Origin of the sequence: Actinomycetospora sp. NBRC 106375 (genome assembly GCF_030269665.1) — a bacterium.
Taxonomy (GTDB): domain Bacteria; phylum Actinomycetota; class Actinomycetes; order Mycobacteriales; family Pseudonocardiaceae; genus Actinomycetospora.
The window spans coordinates 13,050-34,935 of the sequence record NZ_BSTS01000006.1; the positions used below are offsets into that span (position 1 = coordinate 13,050).

The 21,886-nt window shown below is 76.0% G+C and carries 25 protein-coding genes and 2 pseudogenes; 11 read left to right on the plus strand and 16 right to left on the minus strand.

All coding sequences use genetic code 11. The features are described 5' to 3' along the window. Nucleotides 1-6: 6 nt before the first annotated feature. The 3 genes from QSK03_RS11435 to QSK03_RS11445 are packed head-to-tail and all read right to left on the minus strand — an operon-like array spanning nt 7 to nt 3,027. The gene (locus QSK03_RS11435; RefSeq protein ID WP_285651783.1) at nt 7-996 is read right to left on the minus strand and encodes a glycosyltransferase family 9 protein; all 990 of its coding nucleotides are present in this window, start codon (nt 994-996) and stop codon (nt 7-9) included. Beyond that, complete coding sequence (locus tag QSK03_RS11440) at nt 981-2,132, minus strand: glycosyltransferase family 4 protein (RefSeq protein WP_285651785.1); 1,152 nt, start codon at nt 2,130-2,132, stop codon at nt 981-983. Before QSK03_RS11440 ends, QSK03_RS11435 begins: the two co-directional genes overlap by 16 nt. 25 nt (nt 2,133-2,157) lie before the next feature. Further along, nucleotides 2,158-3,027 (minus strand): MBL fold metallo-hydrolase, encoded by an 870-nt coding sequence (locus QSK03_RS11445; RefSeq protein WP_285651788.1) that lies wholly within the window; start codon nt 3,025-3,027, stop codon nt 2,158-2,160. A 39-nt stretch (nt 3,028-3,066) separates the two neighbouring features. Here QSK03_RS11445 and QSK03_RS11450 point away from each other — a divergent pair, with 39 nt between their 5' ends. From QSK03_RS11450 to QSK03_RS11460, 3 genes are read left to right on the plus strand one after another with little or no spacing between them, the layout of a single operon-like run. After that, entirely contained in the window at nt 3,067-4,137 is a 1,071-nt protein-coding gene (locus QSK03_RS11450; protein ID WP_285651790.1) for a glycosyltransferase family 9 protein, read from the plus strand. Then, nucleotides 4,137-4,448 (plus strand): hypothetical protein, encoded by a 312-nt coding sequence (locus QSK03_RS11455; protein ID WP_285651793.1) that lies wholly within the window; start codon nt 4,137-4,139, stop codon nt 4,446-4,448. The genes QSK03_RS11450 and QSK03_RS11455 overlap by 1 nt, the downstream gene beginning before the upstream one ends. A 17-nt stretch (nt 4,449-4,465) precedes the next feature. Then, nucleotides 4,466-4,912: a DUF2267 domain-containing protein gene (locus QSK03_RS11460; protein WP_285651796.1), complete on the plus strand. Its 447-nt coding sequence runs from the start codon at nt 4,466-4,468 to the stop codon at nt 4,910-4,912. Nucleotides 4,913-4,990: 78 nt separating this feature from the next. Here the strand turns inward: QSK03_RS11460 and QSK03_RS11465 are convergent, their stop codons facing one another. From QSK03_RS11465 to QSK03_RS11485, 5 genes are all read right to left on the minus strand, one after another. Further along, nucleotides 4,991-5,644, minus strand: coding sequence for a hypothetical protein (locus tag QSK03_RS11465; protein ID WP_285651799.1), 654 nt, complete (start codon nt 5,642-5,644; stop codon nt 4,991-4,993). A 110-nt stretch (nt 5,645-5,754) separates the two neighbouring features. Then, entirely contained in the window at nt 5,755-6,756 is a 1,002-nt protein-coding gene (locus QSK03_RS11470; RefSeq protein WP_285651800.1) for a substrate-binding domain-containing protein, read from the minus strand. Further along, entirely contained in the window at nt 6,753-8,120 is a 1,368-nt protein-coding gene (locus QSK03_RS11475; RefSeq protein WP_285651803.1) for an MFS transporter, read from the minus strand. Before QSK03_RS11475 ends, QSK03_RS11470 begins: the two co-directional genes overlap by 4 nt. Before the next feature lie 109 nt (nt 8,121-8,229). After that, entirely contained in the window at nt 8,230-8,880 is a 651-nt protein-coding gene (locus tag QSK03_RS11480; protein ID WP_285651805.1) for a PadR family transcriptional regulator, read from the minus strand. A gap of 58 nt (nt 8,881-8,938) precedes the next feature. Continuing rightward, the gene (locus tag QSK03_RS11485; RefSeq protein WP_502872159.1) at nt 8,939-10,381 is read right to left on the minus strand and encodes an aldehyde dehydrogenase family protein; all 1,443 of its coding nucleotides are present in this window, start codon (nt 10,379-10,381) and stop codon (nt 8,939-8,941) included. A 14-nt stretch (nt 10,382-10,395) separates the two neighbouring features. Here QSK03_RS11485 and QSK03_RS11490 point away from each other — a divergent pair, with 14 nt between their 5' ends. Next, nucleotides 10,396-11,139 carry an SDR family oxidoreductase gene (locus QSK03_RS11490; RefSeq protein ID WP_285651809.1) on the plus strand — a complete coding sequence of 248 codons (744 nt, stop codon included), beginning with the start codon at nt 10,396-10,398 and terminating at the stop codon, nt 11,137-11,139. On the opposite strand, the gene QSK03_RS11495 is transcribed toward QSK03_RS11490, so the two are convergent. From QSK03_RS11495 to QSK03_RS11510, 4 genes are read right to left on the minus strand one after another with little or no spacing between them, the layout of a single operon-like run. Next, a complete protein-coding gene (locus QSK03_RS11495) occupies nt 11,140-11,838 on the minus strand; it encodes a CPBP family intramembrane glutamic endopeptidase (protein WP_285651813.1) in 699 nt (232 codons plus the stop codon). It abuts the gene before it with no gap. After that, a complete protein-coding gene (locus QSK03_RS11500; RefSeq protein WP_285651815.1) occupies nt 11,831-12,235 on the minus strand; it encodes a ChaB family protein in 405 nt (134 codons plus the stop codon). Before QSK03_RS11500 ends, QSK03_RS11495 begins: the two co-directional genes overlap by 8 nt. A 17-nt stretch (nt 12,236-12,252) precedes the next feature. Beyond that, entirely contained in the window at nt 12,253-12,999 is a 747-nt protein-coding gene (locus QSK03_RS11505) for an HAD-IIA family hydrolase (protein WP_285652428.1), read from the minus strand. A gap of 29 nt (nt 13,000-13,028) precedes the next feature. Further along, complete coding sequence (locus tag QSK03_RS11510) at nt 13,029-13,742, minus strand: dienelactone hydrolase family protein (RefSeq protein ID WP_285651818.1); 714 nt, start codon at nt 13,740-13,742, stop codon at nt 13,029-13,031. A gap of 64 nt (nt 13,743-13,806) precedes the next feature. Between QSK03_RS11510 and QSK03_RS11515 the strand changes: the two genes are divergently transcribed. The 5 genes and pseudogenes from QSK03_RS11515 to QSK03_RS11530 all read left to right on the plus strand — a co-directional run bounded on the left by QSK03_RS11515 (nt 13,807) and on the right by QSK03_RS11530 (nt 16,496). Next, nucleotides 13,807-14,223, plus strand: a complete 417-nt coding sequence (locus QSK03_RS11515) for an organic hydroperoxide resistance protein (RefSeq protein WP_285651821.1) — start codon at nt 13,807-13,809, stop codon at nt 14,221-14,223. Nucleotides 14,224-14,446: 223 nt separating this feature from the next. After that, nucleotides 14,447-14,776 (plus strand): annotated as a pseudogene (locus QSK03_RS33135) (alpha/beta hydrolase); the annotation flags it as partial. 22 nt (nt 14,777-14,798) lie between these two features. Then, a pseudogene (locus QSK03_RS11520) lies at nt 14,799-15,197 on the plus strand (alpha/beta hydrolase fold domain-containing protein); the annotation flags it as partial. A gap of 85 nt (nt 15,198-15,282) precedes the next feature. Then, complete coding sequence (locus QSK03_RS11525) at nt 15,283-15,942, plus strand: hypothetical protein (RefSeq protein WP_285651824.1); 660 nt, start codon at nt 15,283-15,285, stop codon at nt 15,940-15,942. Further along, nucleotides 15,924-16,496 carry a copper resistance CopC family protein gene (locus QSK03_RS11530; RefSeq protein ID WP_285651826.1) on the plus strand — a complete coding sequence of 191 codons (573 nt, stop codon included), beginning with the start codon at nt 15,924-15,926 and terminating at the stop codon, nt 16,494-16,496. The genes QSK03_RS11525 and QSK03_RS11530 overlap by 19 nt, the downstream gene beginning before the upstream one ends. 109 nt (nt 16,497-16,605) lie before the next feature. Here the strand turns inward: QSK03_RS11530 and QSK03_RS11535 are convergent, their stop codons facing one another. Both QSK03_RS11535 and QSK03_RS11540 read right to left on the minus strand, forming a co-directional pair. Next, on the minus strand, nt 16,606-17,070 hold the full coding sequence (locus QSK03_RS11535; RefSeq protein ID WP_285651828.1) for a L,D-transpeptidase: 465 nt from the start codon (nt 17,068-17,070) through the stop codon (nt 16,606-16,608). A 247-nt stretch (nt 17,071-17,317) separates the two neighbouring features. Beyond that, nucleotides 17,318-17,842, minus strand: a complete 525-nt coding sequence (locus tag QSK03_RS11540) for an O-acetyl-ADP-ribose deacetylase (protein WP_285652430.1) — start codon at nt 17,840-17,842, stop codon at nt 17,318-17,320. A gap of 56 nt (nt 17,843-17,898) precedes the next feature. Between QSK03_RS11540 and QSK03_RS11545 the strand changes: the two genes are divergently transcribed. Beyond that, entirely contained in the window at nt 17,899-18,348 is a 450-nt protein-coding gene (locus tag QSK03_RS11545) for an SRPBCC family protein (protein WP_285651831.1), read from the plus strand. Nucleotides 18,349-18,400: 52 nt separating this feature from the next. On the opposite strand, the gene QSK03_RS11550 is transcribed toward QSK03_RS11545, so the two are convergent. Next, a complete protein-coding gene (locus QSK03_RS11550; protein WP_285651834.1) occupies nt 18,401-19,108 on the minus strand; it encodes an RluA family pseudouridine synthase in 708 nt (235 codons plus the stop codon). Then, nucleotides 19,105-20,283, minus strand: a complete 1,179-nt coding sequence (locus tag QSK03_RS11555) for an isochorismate synthase (RefSeq protein ID WP_285651836.1) — start codon at nt 20,281-20,283, stop codon at nt 19,105-19,107. The genes QSK03_RS11550 and QSK03_RS11555 overlap by 4 nt, the downstream gene beginning before the upstream one ends. Nucleotides 20,284-20,488: 205 nt before the next feature. On the opposite strand from QSK03_RS11555, the gene QSK03_RS11560 reads away from it, so the two are divergent. Further along, nucleotides 20,489-21,865 carry a cytochrome P450 gene (locus tag QSK03_RS11560; protein WP_285651839.1) on the plus strand — a complete coding sequence of 459 codons (1,377 nt, stop codon included), beginning with the start codon at nt 20,489-20,491 and terminating at the stop codon, nt 21,863-21,865. Nucleotides 21,866-21,886 lie beyond the last annotated feature (21 nt).

The following is a 21,886-nucleotide window of genomic DNA, read 5'->3' on the forward strand; positions in this document are numbered from 1 at the left end:
CCCGTTCTACCCGCCGGCGACGACCCGCTCCCGCACCCCGTCGACGGAGAGATCGAGCAGACACGCGGGCTCGGACGCGAGCGGGCAGCGCGCGTCCCACCAGCACACCTGCTCGGTGATCGCCGTCGGCATCCGGTGCGGGCAGTCGGGCAGGCCCTGCAGGTTCGTGCCCTCCTCGAGGCCGTACCGCGACGCCGCCGTGGGGCCGAAGAGGGCGACGGTGCGTACGCCGACCGCGGCGGCCAGCCGCACCGGGCCGGTGTCGGGGCCGACGACGACGCCGCCCGCCTCGCCGACGGCGGCGAAGAGCGCGGCCAGTCCCCGCAGATCGGTCGGCGGGAGCGTCGCGGCGCCGTCGACCGGACCGACCGAGAGCACCGGACCGGGCAGGGTCCCCGCGAGCGCCGCCCACCGGTGCGCGGGCCAGCGCTTGACGGCCATGCCGGCGTCGGGGACGAGGACCGTCGGCGTGTCGCGCGAGCGAGGATGTGGCGATCCTGGTGTCACACGCCAGCAAAGCCGCATTGCTCGAACCAGCGCGTTCCGACCCCACGCGCGCTCGTCGTCGCCGAGGACGAGGCGCGGGGGGCGGACGCGGTCGGCGATGACACCGTCGGCGGCCAGGAGGCGCTGGTAGCGCTCGCCCACCTTCTCGTCGGCCGGCGGGCGGCGCCACAGGTTCGCGACGGCCCGGGTCCCGCGCGCTGCGGCGTCGGCGTCGACGAGGTCGCCGATGCCGTCGAAGCGGGTGGTGGTCACCGTCAGGTCGGGCACGAGGTCGGCGAGGGCCTGCTCGACCGCCGCCCGCTCGTCGTGCTTCTCGGCCGTGCGGACCGCGGCGACGGCCGGGTCGCGCGCGAGCAGCGGGGCGCCCGCGGCGTGGGTGAGGACCGTCAGCTCGGCGGCGGGGTGGGCCTCGGCGAGGGCGTGGACGCTCGGCAGCACCATGATCAGGTCGCCGAGCCCGCCGAGCAGGTCGATCACGAGGATGCGCATCGCACGATCTCCTCGTAGGTGGCGACGTGATCGGCGGCGAGCCCGTCCCAGTCGCGGCCGTGCACCAGGGCATGGCCGCCGGCGGCGACGCGGGCGCGCAGGTCGTCGTCGGCGAGCAGCCGGCGCAGGCCGTCGACGAGCACGTCGGCGTCACGGACCTGCCGGGCGACGACGACGGTCTCGCCGTCGACGAGCTCCGGGTCGTCCGGGGCGTCGGGGCGCCGGGTGACCAGCGTCGGCAGCCCGTGGTCGAGCGCGGCGAGCAGCGCCCCGCTTTTCAGCGTCGCGCCCGCGGTGAACGGGAACGCCGCGACGTCGGCGGCCTGCAGCGCCGCCGACACCTCGCCGGCCGGACGGTGGCCGGTGACCGTTACGCGGTCCTCGGCGCCCGCGGCGGCGATGTGCGCGGTCAGCTCGTCCCGGAACGCCGCGGCCTCGTCGGCGGGCAGGGCGAGCGAGGTGAACCCGCCGAGCACGAGCAGGTGCAGCGCCGGACGCTCGGCGGCCAGGCGCGCCACGGCGTCGACGAGGTGGCGCAGGCCCTTCACCGGGTGCACGAAGCCGAAGAACACGACCAGCTCCGCGTCGGCGGGCACCCCGAGGGCGCGGCGGGTCACGGCGCGGTCGGGCGCGTCACGGTCGACCGCGACGTTCGGCAGCAGCGGGGCACGGCCGGCGTCGACCCCCGTGCGGGCCCGCAGGGCTGCGGCGTGCTCGCCGTTGGTGGTGAGCACGGCGGCGCTGCGCGGGACCAGCCGCCCGGTCTCCCGGTCGGCGAGGCGCCGGCGCTCCAGGTAGGACCACACCCAGTCGGGCACTCCCCGCCCACAGGTCCACCAGCCGTACTCGTGCAGCGTCGTCACCAGCGGCATGTCGACGAGGTCGCCGAGCAGCCCCGGCGCGCCGGAGAACCCGAACCCCGACGGCGCGAACTGCACGTGCGCGACGTCGGCGCGGCTCGACCGCAGGTAGCGGGCGGCCCGCAGCAGACCGCGCAGCCCCGGGTCGACGGGGACGTCGACGACGTCCACGCCGTGGCGGTCGAGCGCGTCGGCGAGGTGGCACGTGTAGTCGGCGACGCCGTCGTGGGCGGGGTCGGCCCGCCCGTGCACCAGGGCGACGCGGAGGTGGGTCACCCGGCGCCGTTACCCGGTGGCGCGGTCAGGAGAACCCTGCCGGCACGTAGATCGAGCAGGCGTCGAACACCGCCTCGCGCACCGGGTCGTCGTCGCAGTCCCGCGCCGGGCGCAGGGTCACGTCGCCGGCCCGCAGGCGGGCGAAGGCGTCCGCCACGGCGCGCAGGTAGGAGCCCTCGGCGACGCCGCGGCCGAAGTGGCCCATGAGCACGAGGTGCACGTCGTCGGCCAGCGCCGCGAGCCGCGCGGTCGAGGCCGCGAACGCCGCGAGGTCCGACTCGGGCGCCTGCGCGTAGATCGGCCCGGTGTTGACCGTGTCGCCCGCGATCAGCAGCCCGGCGTGCTCGTCGAGGAAGCACACGGAGTCCGGCGAGTGCCCGGGCGTGTGCAGCACGCGCAGCGACCGTCCGCCGAGATCGACGACGTCGCCTTCGACGAGCGGGTCGGGCTCCGGCGCCGGCCCCGGCGACCAGGTCGTGTCGACATCGGGCGGCAGCGGGCGCGGGTCGGCGTCGGCGGAGAGCAGGTGGAAGAACTCCCCGTCGAGCGCCCGGTACGCCGGCGCCGCGGCGAGCAGGCGCCGCGCGTACGCGAGGTAGCGGCGACGCTCGGCGGGGTCGGCCCCGGCCCGCAGCTCGGCGGCACCGTCGGGATGGATCGCGACGCGGTCGAACTCGGTGTCGCCACCGACGTGGTCGAAGTGCGCGTGGGTGTGGACGACGTCGACGGGCCGGCCGGTCAGCGCCGCCACGACCGGGCGGATCGGGGCGATGCCGAGCCCGGAGTCGACGAGCACGGCGCGGTCGCGCCCCGCGACGAGCCAGGAGTTGACGTGGCCCGGCTCGGCGACCAGCCAGACGCCGCGCGCCACCGGCCGCGTGAAGAACCAGCTCACGTCGGGTGAGCCTGCCAGCGCGGTCGGGTACACGCCGCCGTGCCCGATCTGCAGCACCCTGCCGCCCACCGTCCCGGGCACGGCGACCCCGACTGGTCCGCGATGCGCCGCGTGCTCGTCGTGCGCCCGGACAACGTCGGCGACGTCCTCATGACCGGACCGGTCCTCCGCGCGCTGCGCGCCGCCGCCCCACGCGCGGCGCTCGACCTGCTCGCCTCCCCCGCCGGTGCCGCCGCGGCGGCGTTGCTGCCCGACGTCGACGGCGTCGTCACGGCCTCGGTGTCGTGGCAGCAGCTCGACCTCGTGCCGGGCGCCGACCCCGACGCCGCGCTGGTCGCCGAGCTCGCCGGCCGGGGCTACGACGCCGCGGTCGTGCTGACCTCGTTCTCGCAGTCGCCCTGGCCCGCCGCCGAGGTGGCGCGGCGCGCGGGCATCCCGACGCGGATCGGGATGTCGAAGGAGTTCGGCGGGGGCCTGCTCACCCACTGGGTGCCAGAGCCCGACGACGGGGAGCACCAGGTCGACCGCATGCTCGGGCTCCTCGCGGCGGTCGGGGTGCCCTCGCAGGGACACACGCTGTCCGCGCGGATCCCCGACGACGCCGCGACCCCGCTCGCCGTGGTCGGCGCCCGGTACGCCGTCGTCGCCCCCGGCGCGAGCTGCCCGTCGCGGCGCTGGCCCGCCGAGCGGTTCGCCGCGGTGGTGCGCGGGCTGGCCGACGACGGGCTGACGGTCGCGGTCACCGGCACCGACCGCGAGGCCGACCTGGTCGCGACGGTCGCGGGCGACGTCGGCGTGCCCCTCGCCGGCGGGCTCGGGCTCGGCGACCTCGCCGCGCTGCTCGCCGGCGCCGAGGTCGTCGTGGCCAACAACTCCGGGAGCGTGCACCTCGCCGACGCCGTCGGCGCGCCCGTCGTCGAGCTGTTCGCGGGCACCGAGACCGTCGACCAGTACCGGCCCCGCTCCACGACCGCGGAGGTCCTCACCCGCCCGGTGTCCTGCGCGCCCTGCCGCCAGCTCGTGTGCCCGTTCGGCCAGGAGTGCCTGGCGATCTCCCCCGACGAGGTCGTGGCCGCGGCCCGGCGCCTGCGCGCGGTGGCGGTGCGCTGATGGTCGAGCACACCGACGACGGGCGCTACATCGTCGTCGACGGGCGGTGCTGGCGGGCCACGGACCCGCTGATCCCGGAGGACGACGCGGCGGTGCTGCGGCGCTGGCTCATGGCGGCGCGCCGGGACGTGGGGACGGCGAAGAAGACCGGCGAAGGGGAACGGGCGGCGCGCTCGCGGGTCCACGCCGCCAAGACCGCGCTCGGCGAGCGGGGACCGGCCTGGTGGGAGCAGAGCGAGGACGAGCGCCGTGCGCGCTGGCGGGAGGGTCTCCGGCGCGCCGAGCAGGAGGGGTTTGACACCTCCCCGTGAGTGGGTGCCCGTCACCCATGACCACGCCGCCCGTCCAGAACGACGAGAACCCGAACGACCCGAACCCCGCGCGTTCCAGCCCGACGCTCGCCGCGTTCAGCGGCCAGGTACAGCGTCGCCTCGGGCTGGAGACGCCGTCCGAGGCGGAGATCCTCACGCGCTCCACCCTCAACGAGCTGGGCAAGGCGATCAGCTCCGGGCTGGCGCAGGACCTCACGGTCAGCCTGCCCCCGGAGCTCTCCGCGGAGCTGCGCGCCCAGCGCCCCAAGGACGACCAGGCCCGCCCGGTCACGAAGGACGCCTTCGTGGACGCCGTGAGCGGGGCGGTCACCTCGGTCGACGCCGAGAAGGTCGAGCACCAGGTCGAGCAGGTCCTGCGTCAGCTGCGCGAGTGGCTGCCCGAGGACCAGGTCGACCGCACCCTCGAGCAGCTCCCCGGCGACCTCGTGGCCCTCATGCGCTGATCCGTATGTGAGCGGAATTCCGGGCTATAGCCCGGAATTCCTCTCACGTACCCCGGTCGTACGGCGGTGGGTACGGCGTCAGCCGGCGCTGGTGTTGAGCTGCGGCTGCGCGGTGCCGCCCCCGTTGCCGCCGCCGCCCTGACCACCGCCGCCGCCCTGGCCGCCACCCCCGGTGCCGCCGCCACCTTGACCGCCGCCGGTGCCGCCGCCGCCGCCTTGGCCGCCACCGTTGCCGCCGCCCTGGCCTCCGCCGCCACCTCCGGCACCACCGCCACCGCCGTTGCCGCCACCGTTGCCCCCACCGGCGCCGCCGCCGCCCGGCGGGTCGGCGGGCGGCTGGGGTTGCGGCTGGGGCTGCGGCAGGACCGGCGGCGGGGTGACGACGCGGGTGGGGCGCCGGGCCGTCGTGGTCTCGTCGGCCGTCCGCCGGGTCGAGCGGGCGGTGCTGCGGGTCGTCGACTCCGTCGTGTCGGACGTCGAGCTCGCCACCGGCGGCGGGCCCACCACGGGCTCGGCGACCGGCGGGGGCGGGACCGCGAGCGTGGCGGGCGGCGCGGCCACCATCGACAGCATCGGCGCCGCGCCGGTGGCGACGCCGACCCCGAGGACACCCGCGACGGCCGTCGAGACGCCCAGGGTCGAGCGCAGGAGGACGCCGGGCCACGCGAGACGCCGGGACGGCGCCGCCGGCTGCGGAGGTCGCAGCGCCGTGGTCGGGCCGGCAACCGTCATGGCCTCGTCCTCGTTGGTCACGTCGGGGTAACGAGACCACCCGTCCGGGGGTCACGCACGGATGATCGCCACGCACCGTCAGACACCGGCCGCCCGTTCAGGTGGCGCGGTCAGATCACCCCGCCCTCCCGGGTCGACGAGACGAAGAGGTCGTCGGCGACGAGGCGCGCGGCGGTCAGGCCCTGCTCGTGGGCGTAGCGCAGGAACACGTCGAGCACGGCGCGGTTGGGCTCGAGCCCGTAGGACCAGTGGTCCGGGCCGAGCAGGCGGCGGACGCGGGCGAGGTCGTCCTGGGCCCACGGCAGCAGCGTCGGGTTGGCCGCGGTCTCCTCGAGACGCGCCTCGACGACCGCCTTGGCACGGACGAAGGCGTCGTACAGCGAGCGGGCGAGCCAGGGCCACCGGGCGTGGACGTCGGGCCGCAGGACGACGACGTGCATGATCGGGAAGAGGCCGGTGTCGGCGGCGTAGCGCTCCTCGGCCGCCCGGGGGTCGCGGAACAGCCGGCGCACCTCGGGCCGCCCCTCGAGCAGCGGTCGTGGGGTGCGCGGCGCGTACAGCGCGTCGATCTCGCCGGTGACGAGCATGTCGGCCAGGGTGCGGTCGGCGGCGATCGCCTGGACGTCGATCTCGGGCGGCAGGTCGAGCGCCTGCTTCTCGGTCCGGCCCGGCGTGTGCATGCCGCCGGTGCGGTAGTGCACCGAGGAGACCGGCACGCCGTGGTGGTCGGCGAGGATCCCGCGGATCCACACGCAGGCGGTGAGCTGGTACTCGGGGACGCCGACGACACGGCCGGCGAGGTCGCCCGGCTCGGTGATCCCGCTGTCGGCGTTCACGTAGATCCCGGAGTGGCGGAAGGCCCGCGAGGGGAAGACCGGGATCGCGACGAACGGCGGGTCGTCGGGCGCCGCAGCGAGCGCGGTGACGTACGACGACAGCGACATCTCCGCCGCGTCGAACTCCCGGTACCGCAGCATCCGGAAGAAGGTCTCCTCGACCGGCAGGCGCAGGTAGGTCAGGTCGACGCCCGCCACGGGCACCGAGCCGTCCTCGAGCGCGCGGGTCCGGTCGTAGTCCCAGCAGGCCAGCGTGATCGGCACGTCGCGGCTCATGCGACACCGCCCGCGACCGGAGCGTCCGTCGACGACGCCGACGCCCCGTCGTCCCGGCGGGCGCGCAGCGCGAGGGCGGTGAGGCCGCCGACGAGACAGATCGCCGCCAGCACCCCGAACACCCCGGGCACCGCCCACGAGGCGGCCACCAGTGCCGCCACGACCAGCGGGCCGACGAAGGAACCGATGCGGCCGACCCCCATCGCCCACCCCACGCCGGTCGAGCGGAACGCCGTCGGGTACGCGACGGCCGCCAGGGCGACGACGCCCGAGCTCGCGGCGCCGAGACCGAGCCCGACGAGGACCTCCATGGCGGCCACGCCGGCGAGGGACGGCGCGAGCAGCCCGACGCCGAGGACGCCGACAGCGGCGAGGACGAAGGCCGGCGGGATGACCGCACGGGCCCCGTAGCGCTGGATCAGCCACCCGCCGGCGGCCGTCGCGACGACGCTGCCGGCGTTGAACAGGGCCAGCGCGACCGCCGTGCGCGGGACGGGCAGCCCCAGGGGGGCGAGCAGGGTCGGGGTCCACGACGAGTTCACGACCAGCACGAGGAACACCGCGAAGGACGACGCCCAGAGCAGGACGGTCGGGGTCCGCCGGCCGCGTTCGACGAGGCGCCCGACCGGCACCCCGCGGGCCCCTGCCTCGACACCGACGAACCGGGTCCCGGGGGCCACGTCCTCGCCCGGCGCGACGCGCGCGACCACCCGGGCGATGCGGGCCGCGGGCGCACCGCGGGCCACGAGGGAGGTCAGCGACTCCGGCAGCCACACCGCCATGACCACGGCGACGACCACCGGGACGATACCGCCGATGACGAAGAGCCCCTGCCACCCCGTGGCGGGCAGCACCAGGCTCCCCAGCGCGCCGGCGAGCACCCCGCCGACCGGGAGCCCGGCGAACAGGAGCCCGGCGGTGGCGGCGCGGCGCCGGGCCGGGACGTACTCGGAGGCGAGGCTCACCGCGCACGGCAGCGCCGAGCCGAGCCCGAGGCCGGTGAGGAACCGGTAGGTCAGCAACGACGGCAGGCCGGTCGCGACCGCGGTCGCCAGCGTGAACACCGCGAAGCAGAGGACCGCGGCGAGCAGGACCGTCCGGCGCCCGACCCGGTCGGCGAGCGGGGCGACCGCCAGCCCGCCGACGGCGAGACCCAGGAGCGCCGCGGAGAACACCGTGCCGAGACTCGCCGTGGGGATCGCCAGCGCCTTCGCCAGCGAGGGCGCCGCCAGCCCGATGATCTGGAGGTCGAACCCGTCGAGGAGGGCCACCAGGGCGCACACGGCCACCACACCGATCCGGAGCGGTCCGACCCGCGTGCGCTCGAGCACCTCCCGGACGTCCACCGTCGCGCCCGTGGTCATCGTCGACCTCCCTGTCGTCGTCCGCCGCGTGATGGTGTGTCACGTTATACGTACAGACATACATAAATGAAGGCCGAAGCACCGCGGGGACCGATCGGTGCGACGGGGGTCAGGACGCGGGCGAGCGCCGTTCCGGCGGTGTCGGCGGGTTCACGGGCGAGTCGCCGACCGGGCCGGCGTCGGCCTCGAGGCGGTCGACCAGCTCGAGCCCCTGCTCGGCCCAGCGCACCTCGCCGCGTGAGCGTTCCGAGAGACCCCGGTAGACGTGGACCTTGTAGGCCACGATCGCCTCGTGGGCGTGCCGGGGCGAGTGGGCCAGCCGACGGCGCAGCAGCGTGGTGTCGCGCCGTTCGAGGTCGTCGGCGTGGGCCTCCCAGCCCGCGGCCATCCGCCGGTGGTGGTCCCGGTGCCGGCGCAGGTGCCCCCGGGCGACGTCGAACGAGCCGTACTCGAGGTAGGTCGCCTTGAGCAGGACCGGGTCGCGCTCGCGGGCGGGCTCGTCGGACTCGGCGACCCAGGCGAGCAGGGCGTCGCAGCCCGCGTCCGTGACGACGTAGAGCCGCTTGGTGGCCGCCGCGCCGCGCGGCGCCTCCTCGGCCTCCACGAGGCCCTCGGCCTCCAGCCGCCGCAGCTCCGTGTAGATCTGCGGGTGGTGGGCGTGCCACACGTACCCCGCGGAGGCGTCGAACTGCTTGGCCAGCTCGTAGCCCGTCATCGGGCCCGCCTCGAGCAGCGCGAGCAGGGCGTGTCGCAGGGACACCGGCGTGACCTCCCGGTCGGGACGAGGAGCGCCCATCGTCCCACCGGGAGGCGCGACGTCACGGCAGCGGCGACCAGTGCACGACCTTGGTGGTCGTCATCTCGTCGAGCAGCTCCGGGCCGTAGCCGAAGCCGGATCCCGACGTGCCCCGGGGCTCAGCGGCGCCGCCCGGAGCGCCGCCGAACACCGCGTTGATCTTCACGGTACCGACCGGCAGCTCCCGCCACGCCCGCTGGGCGTTCGCCATGCTCCCGGTGAGCACCGAGGCGGCGAGGCCGTGCGGGTCGTCGATCGCCTCGGCGAGGCCCTGCGCGAAGTCCTCGACGACGCGCACCGCGGCGACCGGCCCGAAGGTCTCCTCGCGCAGGATCGTCATCGCCGGCGTCAGCCCGGACAGCACGGTCGCCGGGTAGAAGGCCCCGTCCCCGTCGGGCACGAACCCGCCCGCGTGCACCGTCGCCCCGTCGTCGACCGCCGCCGCGACGTGGCTGTGCACGTGCTCGCGGTGCCGGCGGTCGACCAGCGGCCCCAGCGCCTTCTCGCCGGCCGCGGACGGGCGGTACACCCAGCGCGCGGCCTCCGCGGCGAGCGCGTCGAGGAACGGCTCGGCCACGGCGGCGGCGCAGTAGATGCGCTCGACCGACACGCAGACCTGCCCGCCGTTCGCGTACGACCCGAGCGCCGCCTGCTCCGCGGCCCAGCGGGGGTCGACGTCGTCGTCGATCACCAGCGCGTCGTTGCCGCCGTTCTCGAGCAGGACGTGCGCCCCGGTGCCCGCCGCGGCCTGCCGGATCGCGCGGCCCGCGGCGATCGAGCCCACGTGGGCCACGAGGTCGATCCCGGCGTGCCCCGACAGCGCGGCCCCCGTGGGGCCCGCGCCGTCGACGATCTCCAGGACGCCCTCGGGCAGGAACGACGCCACGAGCTCGGCGAAGCGCCGGCCGAGGTGCGGGCACCGCTCGCTGGGCTTGTGGACGACGGTGTTGCCCGCGACGAGCGCGGCACCGATCAGCCCGCCGGCGACGGCGACCGGGTCGTTCCACGGCGTGATGACGGCGGCGACACCGCGCGGCCCGGGGACCATCAGGTCGGTCGCCGACCACGAGCCCTGCAGCGAGCGCCCGCGGTGCAGCGGGCCGAGCTCGGCGTACTGCTCGAGCGTCCCGGCCGCGGCGAGCACCCCGCCCAGCCCGTCGTCGTAGGGCCGGCCGGTCTCGGTCTCGCCCCGCCGCGCGAGCTCCTCGGCGACCGCGCGCAGCGCGCCGGCGGCGTCGCGGACCAGGCCCGCGCGGTCGGCGGCCGGGGTGCGCGCCCACCCGTCGCGGGCGGCGCGCGCCCGGGCGACCGCGGCGTCGACCTCGTCGGGGCCCGCGGGCCGGACCCGGCCCACGAGCTCGCCGGTCGCAGGGTCGTGGACCTCGATGTCGGTGTCGGTCGCAGTAGTCACGGGGCCGGGTTCCACCTCGGCGTCCCGGGTACGCCTGCCGTGATCGACGTCCATCGCGGGAGGACCACGTGAGCACGCTCGAAGGCACCACCGCCGTCGTCACCGGCGCGTCCAGCGGGATCGGCGAGGCCACCGCGCGGGCCCTGGCCGGTCAGGGCGCCCGGGTGGCGCTGCTGGCCCGGCGCCGCGACCGGCTCGAGGCCCTCGCCGGCGAGCTCGGCGAGCGGGCCGCGGTCTACGAGGTCGACGTCACCGACGACGACGCCGTCGCGACCGTGATCGCCGGCGTCGCCCGCGACCTCGGCGGCATCGACATCCTGGTCAACAACGCGGGCTACGGCTCCATGAACCCCGCCGCCGAGTCCGACCTCGCCGAGTGGCGGCGCATGGTCGAGGTCAACGTCAACGGCGTGCTCGGCACGACCCACGCGGCGCTCGAGCACCTGGCCGCGGCCGCGAAGGGCCCGCGCGGCGTCGCCGACGTGGTGACGATCTCGTCGGTGGCCGGGCGCAAGGTCGCCTTCCCGGGCGCGAACGTCTACGCCGCCACCAAGCACGCCGTCGGCGCGTTCTCCGAGGCCCTGCGCCAGGAGCTCGGGGCGCGCCATGTGCGCGTCGGGCTGGTCGAGCCGGGCCTGGTGCGCAGCGAGCTGACCGAGGGCAACGGGGCCGCGCAGGACGCCGAGCAGTCCCAGGAACTGGGTCTCATGGAGCCCGAGGACATCGCCGACGCCGTCGTGCACATGGTCACCCGGCCCCGGCGCGCGGCGGTCAACGAGATGCTCGTGCGCCCCACCGAGCAGGCGCGCTGATCACGGCTGGCTGCCGACCACCAGCACCAGCACGAACGAGATGAGGTTGAACGTCGCGTGCGCCGCGGCCGACGGCCAGATCGACCGCGTGCGCTCGTAGAGCACGGCGTTGACGACGCCGAGCACGAACGCGGCGGCGAACACGACGTTGAGCCCGTGGGCGAGGGCGAAGATCGCCGCGGTGAGCAGCGTCGCGACGACGCGGCCCACGCGGCGCAGCACCCCGTAGCCGAGGCCGCGGAACAGCAGTTCCTCGCCGAGCGGGACCACCAGGCCGCCGATGAGGATCACCAGCGTCGCGGCGACCGGGCCGCTGAACAGCGTCAGCGCCTCCTGCGGGTCGGACGTGTCCCCCGTGATCGCGACGTAGACGACGATGAGGACGCGCGAGAGCAGCCAGACGGCCGCGCCGAGCCCGGCACCGAGCGCCACGGTCCGCCACGGTGTCCGGACCACGCCGACCGCGGACAGCCGCCGCACGCGCAGCAGCAGGGCGAGCCCCACCGCCCCGAACGCCGAGGCCCCCGAGACGGCGACGAGCACCGGCGCGGGCGGGGTGCCCTCGGTGACCACGCCGACCGCGACGAACAGGGCCACCTGCAGGACGACGTACGAGACCGCGCCGGTCGCGAGCTCGAGCCATCCGAGCTCGCGCTGCGGGGCGGGGACCGGGGCGGGATCGACCGTCGACTCACTCACCCCGGGCCTTGCGGGTCTCCCGCTCGCTGGCCTTCTGCAGGGCGTCGACGAGTTCGTCCTTGTCCATCTGCGAGCGCCCCTCGACGCCGAGCTGCTGGGCGCGCTCGTAGAGGTGCTCTTTACTTGCGTTGGCGTCGACCCCGCCGGCCGACTCCCCGCTCGGGTTCGGCCCTCCGCTGCGCGCCTGCGAGTCCGACGGGCCCTTCTCCTCCTTGGGCTCCCAGTGGTCGCCGACCTTCTCGTGGGTGTGCTTGAGCGCCGCGTACGCCGTCCGGTTGGCCCGCTCGCCGGACCCGTAGGTCTCCTCGGCGGACTCCTTCGCGTCGGCGTAGGTCTTCCGCGCGCTCTGCGGCGAGCGCTGCAGCGTGGACGGCAGGTCCTCGAAATCGTCGGGCATGCCGGCGAGATACCCGGTCAGCCGCGGACCCCTACCTCGAGGTGCGCCACGCTCTGCACGACCTGCTGCGGGCGGTAGGGGTAGCGGTCCATCTCGCCTGGGTCGGTGACGCCCGAGAGCACGAGGATCGTGTGCAGCCCGGCCTCCATGCCCGCGACCATGTCGGTGTCCATCCGGTCGCCGATCATCGCGGTCGTCTCGGAGTGCGCGCCGATGGTGTTGAGACCCGCCCGGATCATCAGCGGGTTGGGCTTGCCGACGAAGTACGGGTCGCGCCGCGTCGCGTGCGTGATCAGCGCGGCGACGGACCCGGCCGCGGGCAGCGTGCCCTCGGGGGACGGCCCGGTGGCGTCGGGGTTGGTGACGATGTAGCGCGCGCCGGCCTCGATGAGCCGGATCGCGCGGGTGATCGCCTCGAACGAGTAGGTGCGGGTCTCGCCGATGACGACGTAGTCGGGGTCGCGGTCGGTGAGGATGTAGCCGACGTCGTGCAGGGCGGTGGTCAGCCCGGCCTCGCCGACGACGAATGCGCTGCCGCCCGGCCGCTGGCTGTCGAGGAACTGCGCCGTGGCCAGGGCCGAGGTCCAGAGGTTCCCGGCCGGGATGTCGATGCCGCTCGCGTGCAGGCGGGCCTGCAGGTCGCGCGGGGTGTAGATCGAGTTGTTGGTCAGCACGAGGAAGTGCTTGCCGGCCTGGTCGAGCCGGCGGATGAACTCGTCGGCCCCGGGCAGGGCGTTCTCCTCGTGGACGAGCACCCCGTCCATGTCGATGAGGTAGCTCTCGAGCGGTTCGGTCACGCGGCGTCCTTCAGGTGCGTCGCGAAGAACCGCAGGATGCGGCCCCAGGCGTCGTCGGCGCTGGGGCGGTGGAACCCGGTGCCCGTGAAGCGCACCAGCAGGCCGTTGGCCGGGAGGTGCTCGAAGAAGCTGTGGCCCGCCTCGGGGTAGGTCCGCACGTCGTGGTCGACCCCGAAGGCGGTCAGCGCCGCCTCGAGCCGCTCCGGATGCCCGCGCAGCATCGCGTCGCGCCCGCCGAAGCTGGCCACCACCGGGCAGATGCCGGCGAGGTCGGCCTCGGCGTCCTCGGGGACCATCCCGTAGTTCGGGGCCGCGGCGGCGAAGTCGTGACGGGCCGCCGAGAGCAGCGCGAACGTGCCGCCCTGGCAGAAGCCGATGACCCCGACCCGTCCGGTGCAGTCGTCGCGGTCCGCGAGCCAGCCGCGGGCGGCCTCGATGTCGTCGAACACCGGGCCCTCGCCGGAGTTCATCGCCTTCAGCGTCGCCGCGACGCAGCGCGGGCCGCCGCCGCGGGCGGTGTAGATCGCCGGGGCGACGGCGAGGTAGCCGGCCGCGGCGAGCCGGTCGGTGTGGTCCTTGATGTTCTCGCCGACGCCGAACGCGTCCTGCAGGACGACCACGCCGGGGAACGGGCCGTCGCCGACCGCCGGGACGGCCAGGTACGCGGACTGGTGGCTGCCCGCGGACGCGGGGATGTGCAGGTCGGGCATGCGGAGAACCCTGGCATGTCGCACGTCATGGGGCAGCGGGCAGGCGGGCGGGTACGCCCGGGGCATGGACATCAAGTACACCGCGGAGGCCGTGTCGTCCGGTGACGCGCGCAACGGCCACGTCCGCAGCTCGGACGGCGTCGTCGACCAGGACATGACGATGCCGAAGGAGCTCGGCGGTCCCGGTGGCGGCACCAACCCCGAGCAGCTCTTCGCGGCCGGCTACGCGGCCTGCTTCCACCAGGCGCTCAAGCTCGCCGGCGGGCAGTCGGACGTCGACATGGACTCGACGAACGTCGAGGCGAAGGTCGGCATCGGCCCGGACGCCGGGAGCTTCGGGCTCCAGGTTTGGATCACCGCGACCGTGCCCGGCGCCGACCAGGAGACCACCGACCGGCTCGTCGCCCGCGCCCACGAGCTCTGCCCGTACTCGAAGGCGACCCGCGGCAACATCGAGGTGGACGTCACCGCCAAGGTGTGACCCCGTGCGCCTCCCTCTCGGTCTGCGTGTCGTGGGCACCGCCCGCCGGTGGCTCGGCGGCTCGGTGGCCCACCTCGACCCCGCCGACGTGCCCGCCGCGCGGGCGGCCGTCCTGCGCCTGCAGCACGGACCGCTCGGCCGCGCGGTGATCGGCACGCCGCCGCGCGACGTCGTCGTCGAGGACGCCCGGCTGCCCACGGCGGCGGTGCCCGAGGGGCTGCCGGTGCGGGTCTACCGGCCGCCGTCGACCGACGCGCCCGCTCCCGTGGTGGTCAACTTCCACGGCGGCGGGTTCGTCCAGGGCGACCTCGACCAGTCCGAGTGGCTCTGCGCGCACGTCGCGCGGCAGGGCGCGCTGGTCGTCCTGTCGGTCGACTACCGCCTCGCGCCCGAGCACACCTTCCCGGTGCCCGCGCAGGACTGCTACGACGCCGTCGCGGCGCTCGCCGCCGACCCGGGGCGCTTCGGCATCGACCCCGCCCGCCTCGCCGTCATGGGCGACAGCGCCGGCGGCAACCTCGCCACCGTCGTCTGCCTGATGGCCCGGGACCGGGCGCTCGACGGCGGCCGAGGCCCCGGCGATCGCGGCGCAGGCGCTCGTCTATCCGGGCGTCGAGATGGTCGACGTGCTGCCCTCGGAGCGGGAGATCCCGGTCGCGCCGATCCTGTCGGCGGCCGACATCCGCGGGTTCCACGCGCTCTACCTCGGCGGCGCGGACGGCACGCACCCCTACGCCTCGCCGCTGCGCGCCGACCTCACCGGGCTGCCGCCGGCGCTGGTGCAGACCGCCGACCACGACCCCCTGCGCGACCACGGCGAGCGCTACGCGGCCGCCCTCGACGCCGCGGGGGTGCCGGTGCGCTTCACCCGCTACCTCGGCGCCGCGCACGGCTACGTCGCCACCGGCGGCCTGACCCCGCGCACCTCGCTGCAGGCCGTCGCCGAGATCGCCGGGTTCCTCCGCGCCATGTGAGCGGTTTCCTGCGGTATGGCGCACGAAAGCGCTCACATCTGAGAACACCCTGAGGCCCCGCGGCGCGCGGCTACCGTGGGGCGCCGTGACCCCCGACCGAGCTTCTCCGGCGCGTGCCGTGCTGCTCGGTGGCGTCGCCGCCGTCTTCGGGGCGGCGGCGCACGGGGAGGCCGGCGGCGTCGTGGCGCTCTCGCCGGTCACCGCCGCGGTGGCCCTCGCCGTCGTCGTCGCCACGGCCCTCGTCGGCGCCCGCCCGCGGTCCGCGCCCGTGCTCGTCGTGGCGCTCGCCGGCGGGCAGCTCGCCCTGCACCTCGCGATGCCGGCCGCGCCGGCGATGCACGACCACCACGGGCACGCCGCCGGTCCCGGTCCCGGGATGCTCGCCGCGCACCTCGCGGTCGCGGTCGTCGTCGCCGCCGGGCTCGCGCAGGCCGACCGGGCGCTGCTGCGGACCGCCCGCCGTCACGTCGTCGCCTGGACCCGGCACCTCACCGGTCCGCCGCCCGCTCCCGCCGCGGGGCGCCGCGCCCCGCACCACCGGACCACCCTCGGTCGGCCCCGCCGGGCCGCCGTCGGCCACCACCCGCGCCGGGGTCCCCCGTCGCCGCACCGGACCGGGCCGCGCCCGGTCACCGCCGCGACCACACCCCGACCCGGAAGGACCCCGCTGTGCGCGATCCCGTGCCCGATCCGCGGACCCCGTCCGCCCGCTCACGCCCGAGGAGCGTGCTCGCCGTCCTGCTGACGGGGCTGCTCGCCGTCGGCGCCCTGCTCCTGTCCGCCGGACCCGCGAGCGCGCACGACGTGCTCACCGGCAGCGACCCCGCCGACGGCGCGACCGTCGCGTCCGCCCCGACCCAGGTCTCGCTGACCTTCGACGAGGCCCCGAAGCCCGAGGGGGCGGCGGTCACGATCGTCGGCCCGGACGGCGCCCACCACGAGCAGGGCACGCCGACGCTCCAGGGCAACGTCCTCACGGCACCGGTCGGCGCGCTGCCGCAGGCCGGCCGCTACGAGATCGGCTACCGCGTCGTCTCCGACGACGGCCACCCCGTCAGCGGCTCGGTCGCGTTCTCGCTGACGACGCCGTCGCCCGCCGCCGGGACGGCCGCCGGGACGACCGGCGGGAACGCCGGCCCGCAGGCCCAGCCCGCCCAGCCCAGCGCCGCCACCCCGTCCCCGGCCGCCGCGGCCGGTCAGGACACCTCGGGCGGCGGCGTGCCGGCCTGGGTGTTCGTCGTCATCGCGATCGTCGTGGTCGGCGGCGCGATCGCGCTGGTGCTGCGCCGCCGGGCCTGACCCCCGCGACGGGACCCGGCGGTGTCGGGGCGAGGGGCATCCCCCTCGGCTGCCCCTCGCCCCGACACGCCGCAGCTGACCCCGACGGGCCCGGTCCGGAGGAAACGACCTACGAGACGATCTGCGCCCGGTCGTTCGGGTTCAGGTAGTTGAAGAACGTCTTCGCGTCCTCGGTGGCCAGGCGCACGCAGCCCGCCGACTCGCGGTCGGTGCCGCCGCCGTGGAAGGCGCGGCCCTCGCCGTCGAAGAACACGGAGTACGGCATCGAGGCGCCGTTGTACTCCTTGCTCTTGTGGTACTGGTCCTTCCACTGGATCACGAAGTCACCGGTGGGCGTCTCGTGGCCCTCGGCACCGTGGCTGACCTGGTAGGGGTCGCCCACGACGTTGCCGTTGCCGTCGAGCAGCCACGCGCGGTTCTCGGAGAGGTCCACGCACACCTTGATCCGCGCGTCGGTGCAGGACGTCCCGCCGACACCCGCATCACCGGCCGGCGCCGCGTTCGCGACCCCGCCCAGCTGGAGCGCCCCCAGACCGAGCGCGGCCACCGAGACCGCGAGTCGTCCGGTCGGCACACCGCGCGGCGTCCCCCTGCGATGCCTGCCCGCCATCGGCGTCCTGCCCCTCGTTCGCGTCGGCCGTCCCCCCGACGAGACGGAGACCGGCGGTTCCCACACCGCGATCCGTCGACGTCAACGACCCAGTGACGAGCAGGTCACGGATCGCAAACGTGGCCACCCACACGTCACCGGGACCGGTTCGGAGCACAACCGGTGTGGGTTCCGGACATCGCCGACAGAACGTGCTCGCGAGCCGGACGTTTCACCCAGTCGGTTCGGCCGCTCGGGCGAAGGCCTCATACACATCGTCGCTGAAGAGGATGAACCTGGCCTCGGTCAGCGCACTGCTCGTGGTCCGGACCGTCGTGACCGCGATCCGGGCCGCGTCGTCGAGCGGCCACCCGTACACGCCGGCCGATACCGCCGGGAACGCCACCGTCCGGGCGCCCACCTCGTCGGCGACCCGCAACGACTCGCGGTACGCCGAGGCGAGCCGGTGGGAGCGGTCCTCGCCCTGCGCGTACACCGGCCCCACGGTGTGGATCACCCACTGCGCCGGCAGGTTCCCGGCCGTGGTCGCGACGGCCTGCCCGGTGGGCAGACCGTCCGGCAACGTCGTGCGCCGCAGCTCCCGGCAGGCCTCGAGGATCGCCGGCCCGCCCGCGCGGTGGATCGCGCCGTCGACGCCGCCGCCGCCGAGCAGCCCGGAGTTCGCGGCGTTGACGACCGCGTCGACCTCGGCCCGCGTGATGTCGCCCCGGTGCAGCGTGATCTCCGGCGTCCCCATGGCCGGCGAGTACCCGCCGCACGGTCCGGTCACGAGCGTGCTGGGACGATCGCGCGGTGAGCGACACGCGCATCTCGGTCAGCGACACCCTCGACGCCCCCGTCGAGCGGGTCTTCGCCCTGCTCGCCGACCCGGACCGCCATCCCGACCTCGACGGCAGCGGCACCGTCCGCGCCTCGCACACCCACCTGGCGATCACCGAGGTCGGCGACGTCTTCGTCATGGAGATGGAGCACCCGGCGCGTGGGCACTACCGCGTGGAGAACCACGTCGTGCGCTACGAGCCCGACCGCGCGCTCGCCTGGGCGCCGGCGAAGCCCGGCGCGCAGCCCTCGGGGCACGTCTGGGGCTGGGAGCTGGCGCCCACCGACGACGACCAGACCCTCGTGACGCATTACCACGACTGGGCCGACCTCACGGACCCCGAGATCCTCGGCCGCGTCCAGGAGGTCACGCCCGACGCCATGCGCGAGACGATCGCGAACCTCGGGGCGGCGCTGGCGTGAGGCGGCTCCGCCGCACGTGAGTGATATGGGTCGCCATGACGACCCATATCGCTCACGTGCCCGGAGGGCCCAGCGCGCGAAAGTCGTCCCCGGGCGGGGCCTCGAGGGCGTGGCGGACGCCGTCGGGACCCGTGAACCCCAGCCGCCAGGCGTGCAGGCCGGTGCGCGTCGGCGGGTTCTTCGTGAACAGCGGGTCGCCGACGAGCGCGTGGCCGATCCAGGCGAGGTGCACGCGAATCTGGTGCCGCCGTCCGGTGGTGGGCGTGACCGCGAGCAGCGTGCGGTCCTCGCCGACCCCGAGCCGCTCGAACGTCGTCGTCGAGGGATAGGTGTCGCCGGCCAGGACGGCGTCGTCGGGGACGGTCCAGACGCCGTCGGCGCACGTGATCGCCTCGCGCGGCGCGGCGATCCGCACGCGGTTCTTGCGGCCCACCGACAGGGGCAGCTCGACGGTGCCGCGCTCGGGCAGCCCGGTCCCGGTCGCGACGGCGAGGTAGGTCTTGGCGACGCTGCGGTCGGCGAACTGCCGGGTCAGGTCACCGTGGACCTCGAGGCGCCGGGCGAAGAGCACGAGCCCGGACGTGACCTTGTCGATGCGGTGCGCGGGCCAGAGCTCCTCGCCGGCGTCCGCGGCGATCCGGACGATGTCGGTGTCGTGGCGCTCGCCCATCACCGACCAGCCGGCCGGCTTGTCGAGCACGAGGAGATCGTCGTCGCGCAGCAGCTCGCGGCCCGCGCGCACCTCGTCCCAGCGGCTCACGCCTCGTCGAGCCCGAGCGCGTCGAGCAGCGTGCGCAGCTTCACCGCGGTCTCGGCGAGCTCGTCGGCCGGGCACGACGCGGGGACGATCCCGGCGCCCGCCCACAGTCGCACCCGCTCACCCTGCACCTCGCCGCAGCGCAGCGCCATGACCCACTCGCCGTCGCCGCGGGCGTCGGTCCAGCCCACGGCGCCGGTGTAGAAGCCGCGGTCGAACGGCTCGATCTCGCGGATCGCCGTGTGCGCGGCCGCGCGCGGGACGCCGCAGACCGCGGGCGTCGGGTGCAGCGCCTGCGCCAGGTGCAGCGCGGAGGCGCCGGCTTCGGTCGCCCGCCCGCGCAGGGTCGTCGACAGGTGCCACAGCGTCGGCGTCGCGACCAGCGAGGGGGCCTCGGGCACCTCGAGGTCGTCGACGAGCGGGCCCAGCCGGGCCGCGACGTCGGCGACGACGAGCGCGTGCTCGTGGCGGTCCTTGGCCGAGGCGAGCAGGGCCTCGCCGCGACGGCGGTCCTCGTCGGCGTCGGCCGACCGCGCCGCCGACCCGGCCAGCGGGTTGGCGGTGACGTCGGCGCCGTGCCGGGCGAGCAGCAGCTCGGGGCTCGCGCCGAGCAGCGTGCGCGGCGCGCCGGGCCGCTCGGCGGGCAGGTCGACGGCGAACAGGTAGCTGCGGGGGTCGCGGCGGGCCAGCTCGCGCAGCATCGGCACGGGGTCGACCGGGCCGTCGGCGACGACGTCGAGCGCCCGCGACAGGACGACCTTGTCGAGCCCACCGGCCGCCATGCGCGCGAGCGCCTCGGCCACCATCGCCTCGTACGCCGCCGGCGCCGGGTCCGGGCGGGCCTCCCCGGCCACCGGGGCACCGACGGGGTCGGCCACCAGCACCGCACCGAGGGGACCGGCGCGCTCGACGTGCTCGGGGACGACGAGGTGGGCCGGCGCGGCGGTGTCGAACGGCAGCGCCCCGACCGCCACCGCGTCCCCGCCGATCCCGCGCAGGCAGCGCAGCACGGCGTCGGCGTCGCCCGAGGCCGGGCGGGCGCGGACGCCGCGGGTGAGCAGCGAGCCCCGGGGACCGGAGAACCACGAGCCGCGACCCGGGCTCCACGCGCGCAGCAGCCGCACCGGGTCGGCGGCGTGCGCGGACGGGACGCGCGGCGCCGGGCTGGTGCTCGTCACATCCCGCTCCTCAGCGCCTGTCTCGTCCGGCGGACGCGTGCCGTCCGCGATGGCATCGTGGTCCGGGCGACCGGATCGTGCCCGCCGGGATCGACCCGGACGGGCAGTTTCCACCCTCCGCGCCGGGTGCCGTCCGGTCCAGCCGAGCGGACGTGACACAGCGCACCGGGTCATCGACCACGAGGACGAGGCAGGAGCCGACGACGTGACAGCGGGCCGGACGGACCAGGCGGACTCCCGCACCGCGCCGCGCCGGATGCCCCGCTGGCGCGCCGACCTGCGCCTGGGGACGCGGATCGCCGTGATGCGCGCCGGCGGCCTCGCGCTGGCGCTGCGCGGCGACCCGGTCGCCCGGCTCATGCACCGACCCTGGCGTCTCGACCCGTACCCGACCTACGCGCGGCTGCGGGCCGAGGCCGCCGCGGCCGGCGGGGTGACGCGCAGCCGCACGGGGATCCGCGCGGTCGCCACGCACGAGGCCTGCACCGCGGTGCTGCGCGACCGGCGCTTCGGGGTGCGGCTGGCCGACGGACAGATGCCCTTCGACCCGACGGACGACGCCGGCAGCGCCTCGGGCTCGGACGGGCACGACCCCACCGACCCCGGCACCGCGCTCATCGAGCCCATCGACCTGTCGCTGCTCGCCCTCGACCCGCCCGACCACGCCCGCCTGCGCCGCCTCGCCCAGCCGACGTTCGCGCCCAAGCGCCTCGCGCAGTACCGGGAGACCGCGCGCACGGTCACCGCCCGCCTGCTCGACGACGCCGCTGCGCGCGGCACGTTCGACCTCACCGCCGACCTCGCCGCCCCGCTGCCGATCAGCGTGATCGCCGAGCTGCTCGCGATCCCCGACGTCGACACCCCGCGCTTCGCCCGCTGGGGCCGCGCGCTCGGCGCCGCCCTCGACGGGGTCCGGTCGGTGCGCCACGCCCACGCGCTCTCCCGGGCCACGGCCGACCTGCGGGCGCTGTTCGCCGACCTCGTCGAACGCCGCCGCGCCGAGCCGGGCGAGGACGTCATCTCCCAGCTCGTGCACGCGCTGGACGCGGGCACGCTGACGCTCGACGAGCTCGTGTCCCTCGCCCAGCTGCTGCTGGTCGCCGGCTTCGAGACGACGACGAACCTCGTCGGCAACGCCGTGCGCGCCCTGCACGCCACCGGGACGTGGGACGACCTCGTCGCCGACCCCGGGCTCGCCGCGGGCGCGATCGAGGAGACGCTGCGCTTCGACCCGCCGGTCCAGCTGACGGCCCGGTTCGCGCACGAGGACGTGGAGATCGGCGGACGGGCGCTGCGGAAGGACTCTGGCGTGCTCGTGCTGCTCGCCTCCGCCGGACGCGACCCGGCCGCGCACCCCGACCCCGACCGCTTCGACCCGCGCCGCGAGCAGACCACCGCCCACCTCGCGTTCTCCGGCGGCGCGCACTACTGCCTCGGCGCCGCCCTCGCGCGCCTCGAGGGCGAGGTGGCGCTGGAGATGCTCGCGGACCGGATGCCGCGGCTTCGGCCCGCCGGGCGCATCGAGCCGCGCGTCGCCACCGTCCTGCGCGGCCCCACGCGCTTCCCGGTCCGCGCGGACTGAACCGAGCGCCCCGGATGCAGC

Excerpts from the sequence above, each read along its gene's own strand:
- QSK03_RS11435 (WP_285651783.1), bottom strand. The coding sequence starts at position 996 with ATGCGCATCCTCGTGATCGACCTGCTCGGCGGGCTCGGCGACCTGATC.
- QSK03_RS11455 (WP_285651793.1), top strand. The coding sequence starts at position 4,137 with ATGGTCGAGCACACCGACGACGGGCGCTACATCGTCGTCGACGGGCGG.
- QSK03_RS11460 (WP_285651796.1), top strand. The coding sequence starts at position 4,466 with ATGACCACGCCGCCCGTCCAGAACGACGAGAACCCGAACGACCCGAAC.
- QSK03_RS11465 (WP_285651799.1), bottom strand. The coding sequence starts at position 5,644 with ATGACGGTTGCCGGCCCGACCACGGCGCTGCGACCTCCGCAGCCGGCG.
- QSK03_RS11470 (WP_285651800.1), bottom strand. The coding sequence starts at position 6,756 with ATGAGCCGCGACGTGCCGATCACGCTGGCCTGCTGGGACTACGACCGG.
- QSK03_RS11475 (WP_285651803.1), bottom strand. The coding sequence starts at position 8,120 with ATGACCACGGGCGCGACGGTGGACGTCCGGGAGGTGCTCGAGCGCACG.
- QSK03_RS11485 (WP_502872159.1), bottom strand. The coding sequence starts at position 10,381 with ATGGACGTCGATCACGGCAGGCGTACCCGGGACGCCGAGGTGGAACCC.
- QSK03_RS11500 (WP_285651815.1), bottom strand. The coding sequence starts at position 12,235 with ATGCCCGACGATTTCGAGGACCTGCCGTCCACGCTGCAGCGCTCGCCG.
- QSK03_RS11505 (WP_285652428.1), bottom strand. The coding sequence starts at position 12,999 with ATGGACGGGGTGCTCGTCCACGAGGAGAACGCCCTGCCCGGGGCCGAC.
- QSK03_RS11510 (WP_285651818.1), bottom strand. The coding sequence starts at position 13,742 with ATGCCCGACCTGCACATCCCCGCGTCCGCGGGCAGCCACCAGTCCGCG.
- QSK03_RS11515 (WP_285651821.1), top strand. The coding sequence starts at position 13,807 with ATGGACATCAAGTACACCGCGGAGGCCGTGTCGTCCGGTGACGCGCGC.
- QSK03_RS11540 (WP_285652430.1), bottom strand. The coding sequence starts at position 17,842 with ATGGGGACGCCGGAGATCACGCTGCACCGGGGCGACATCACGCGGGCC.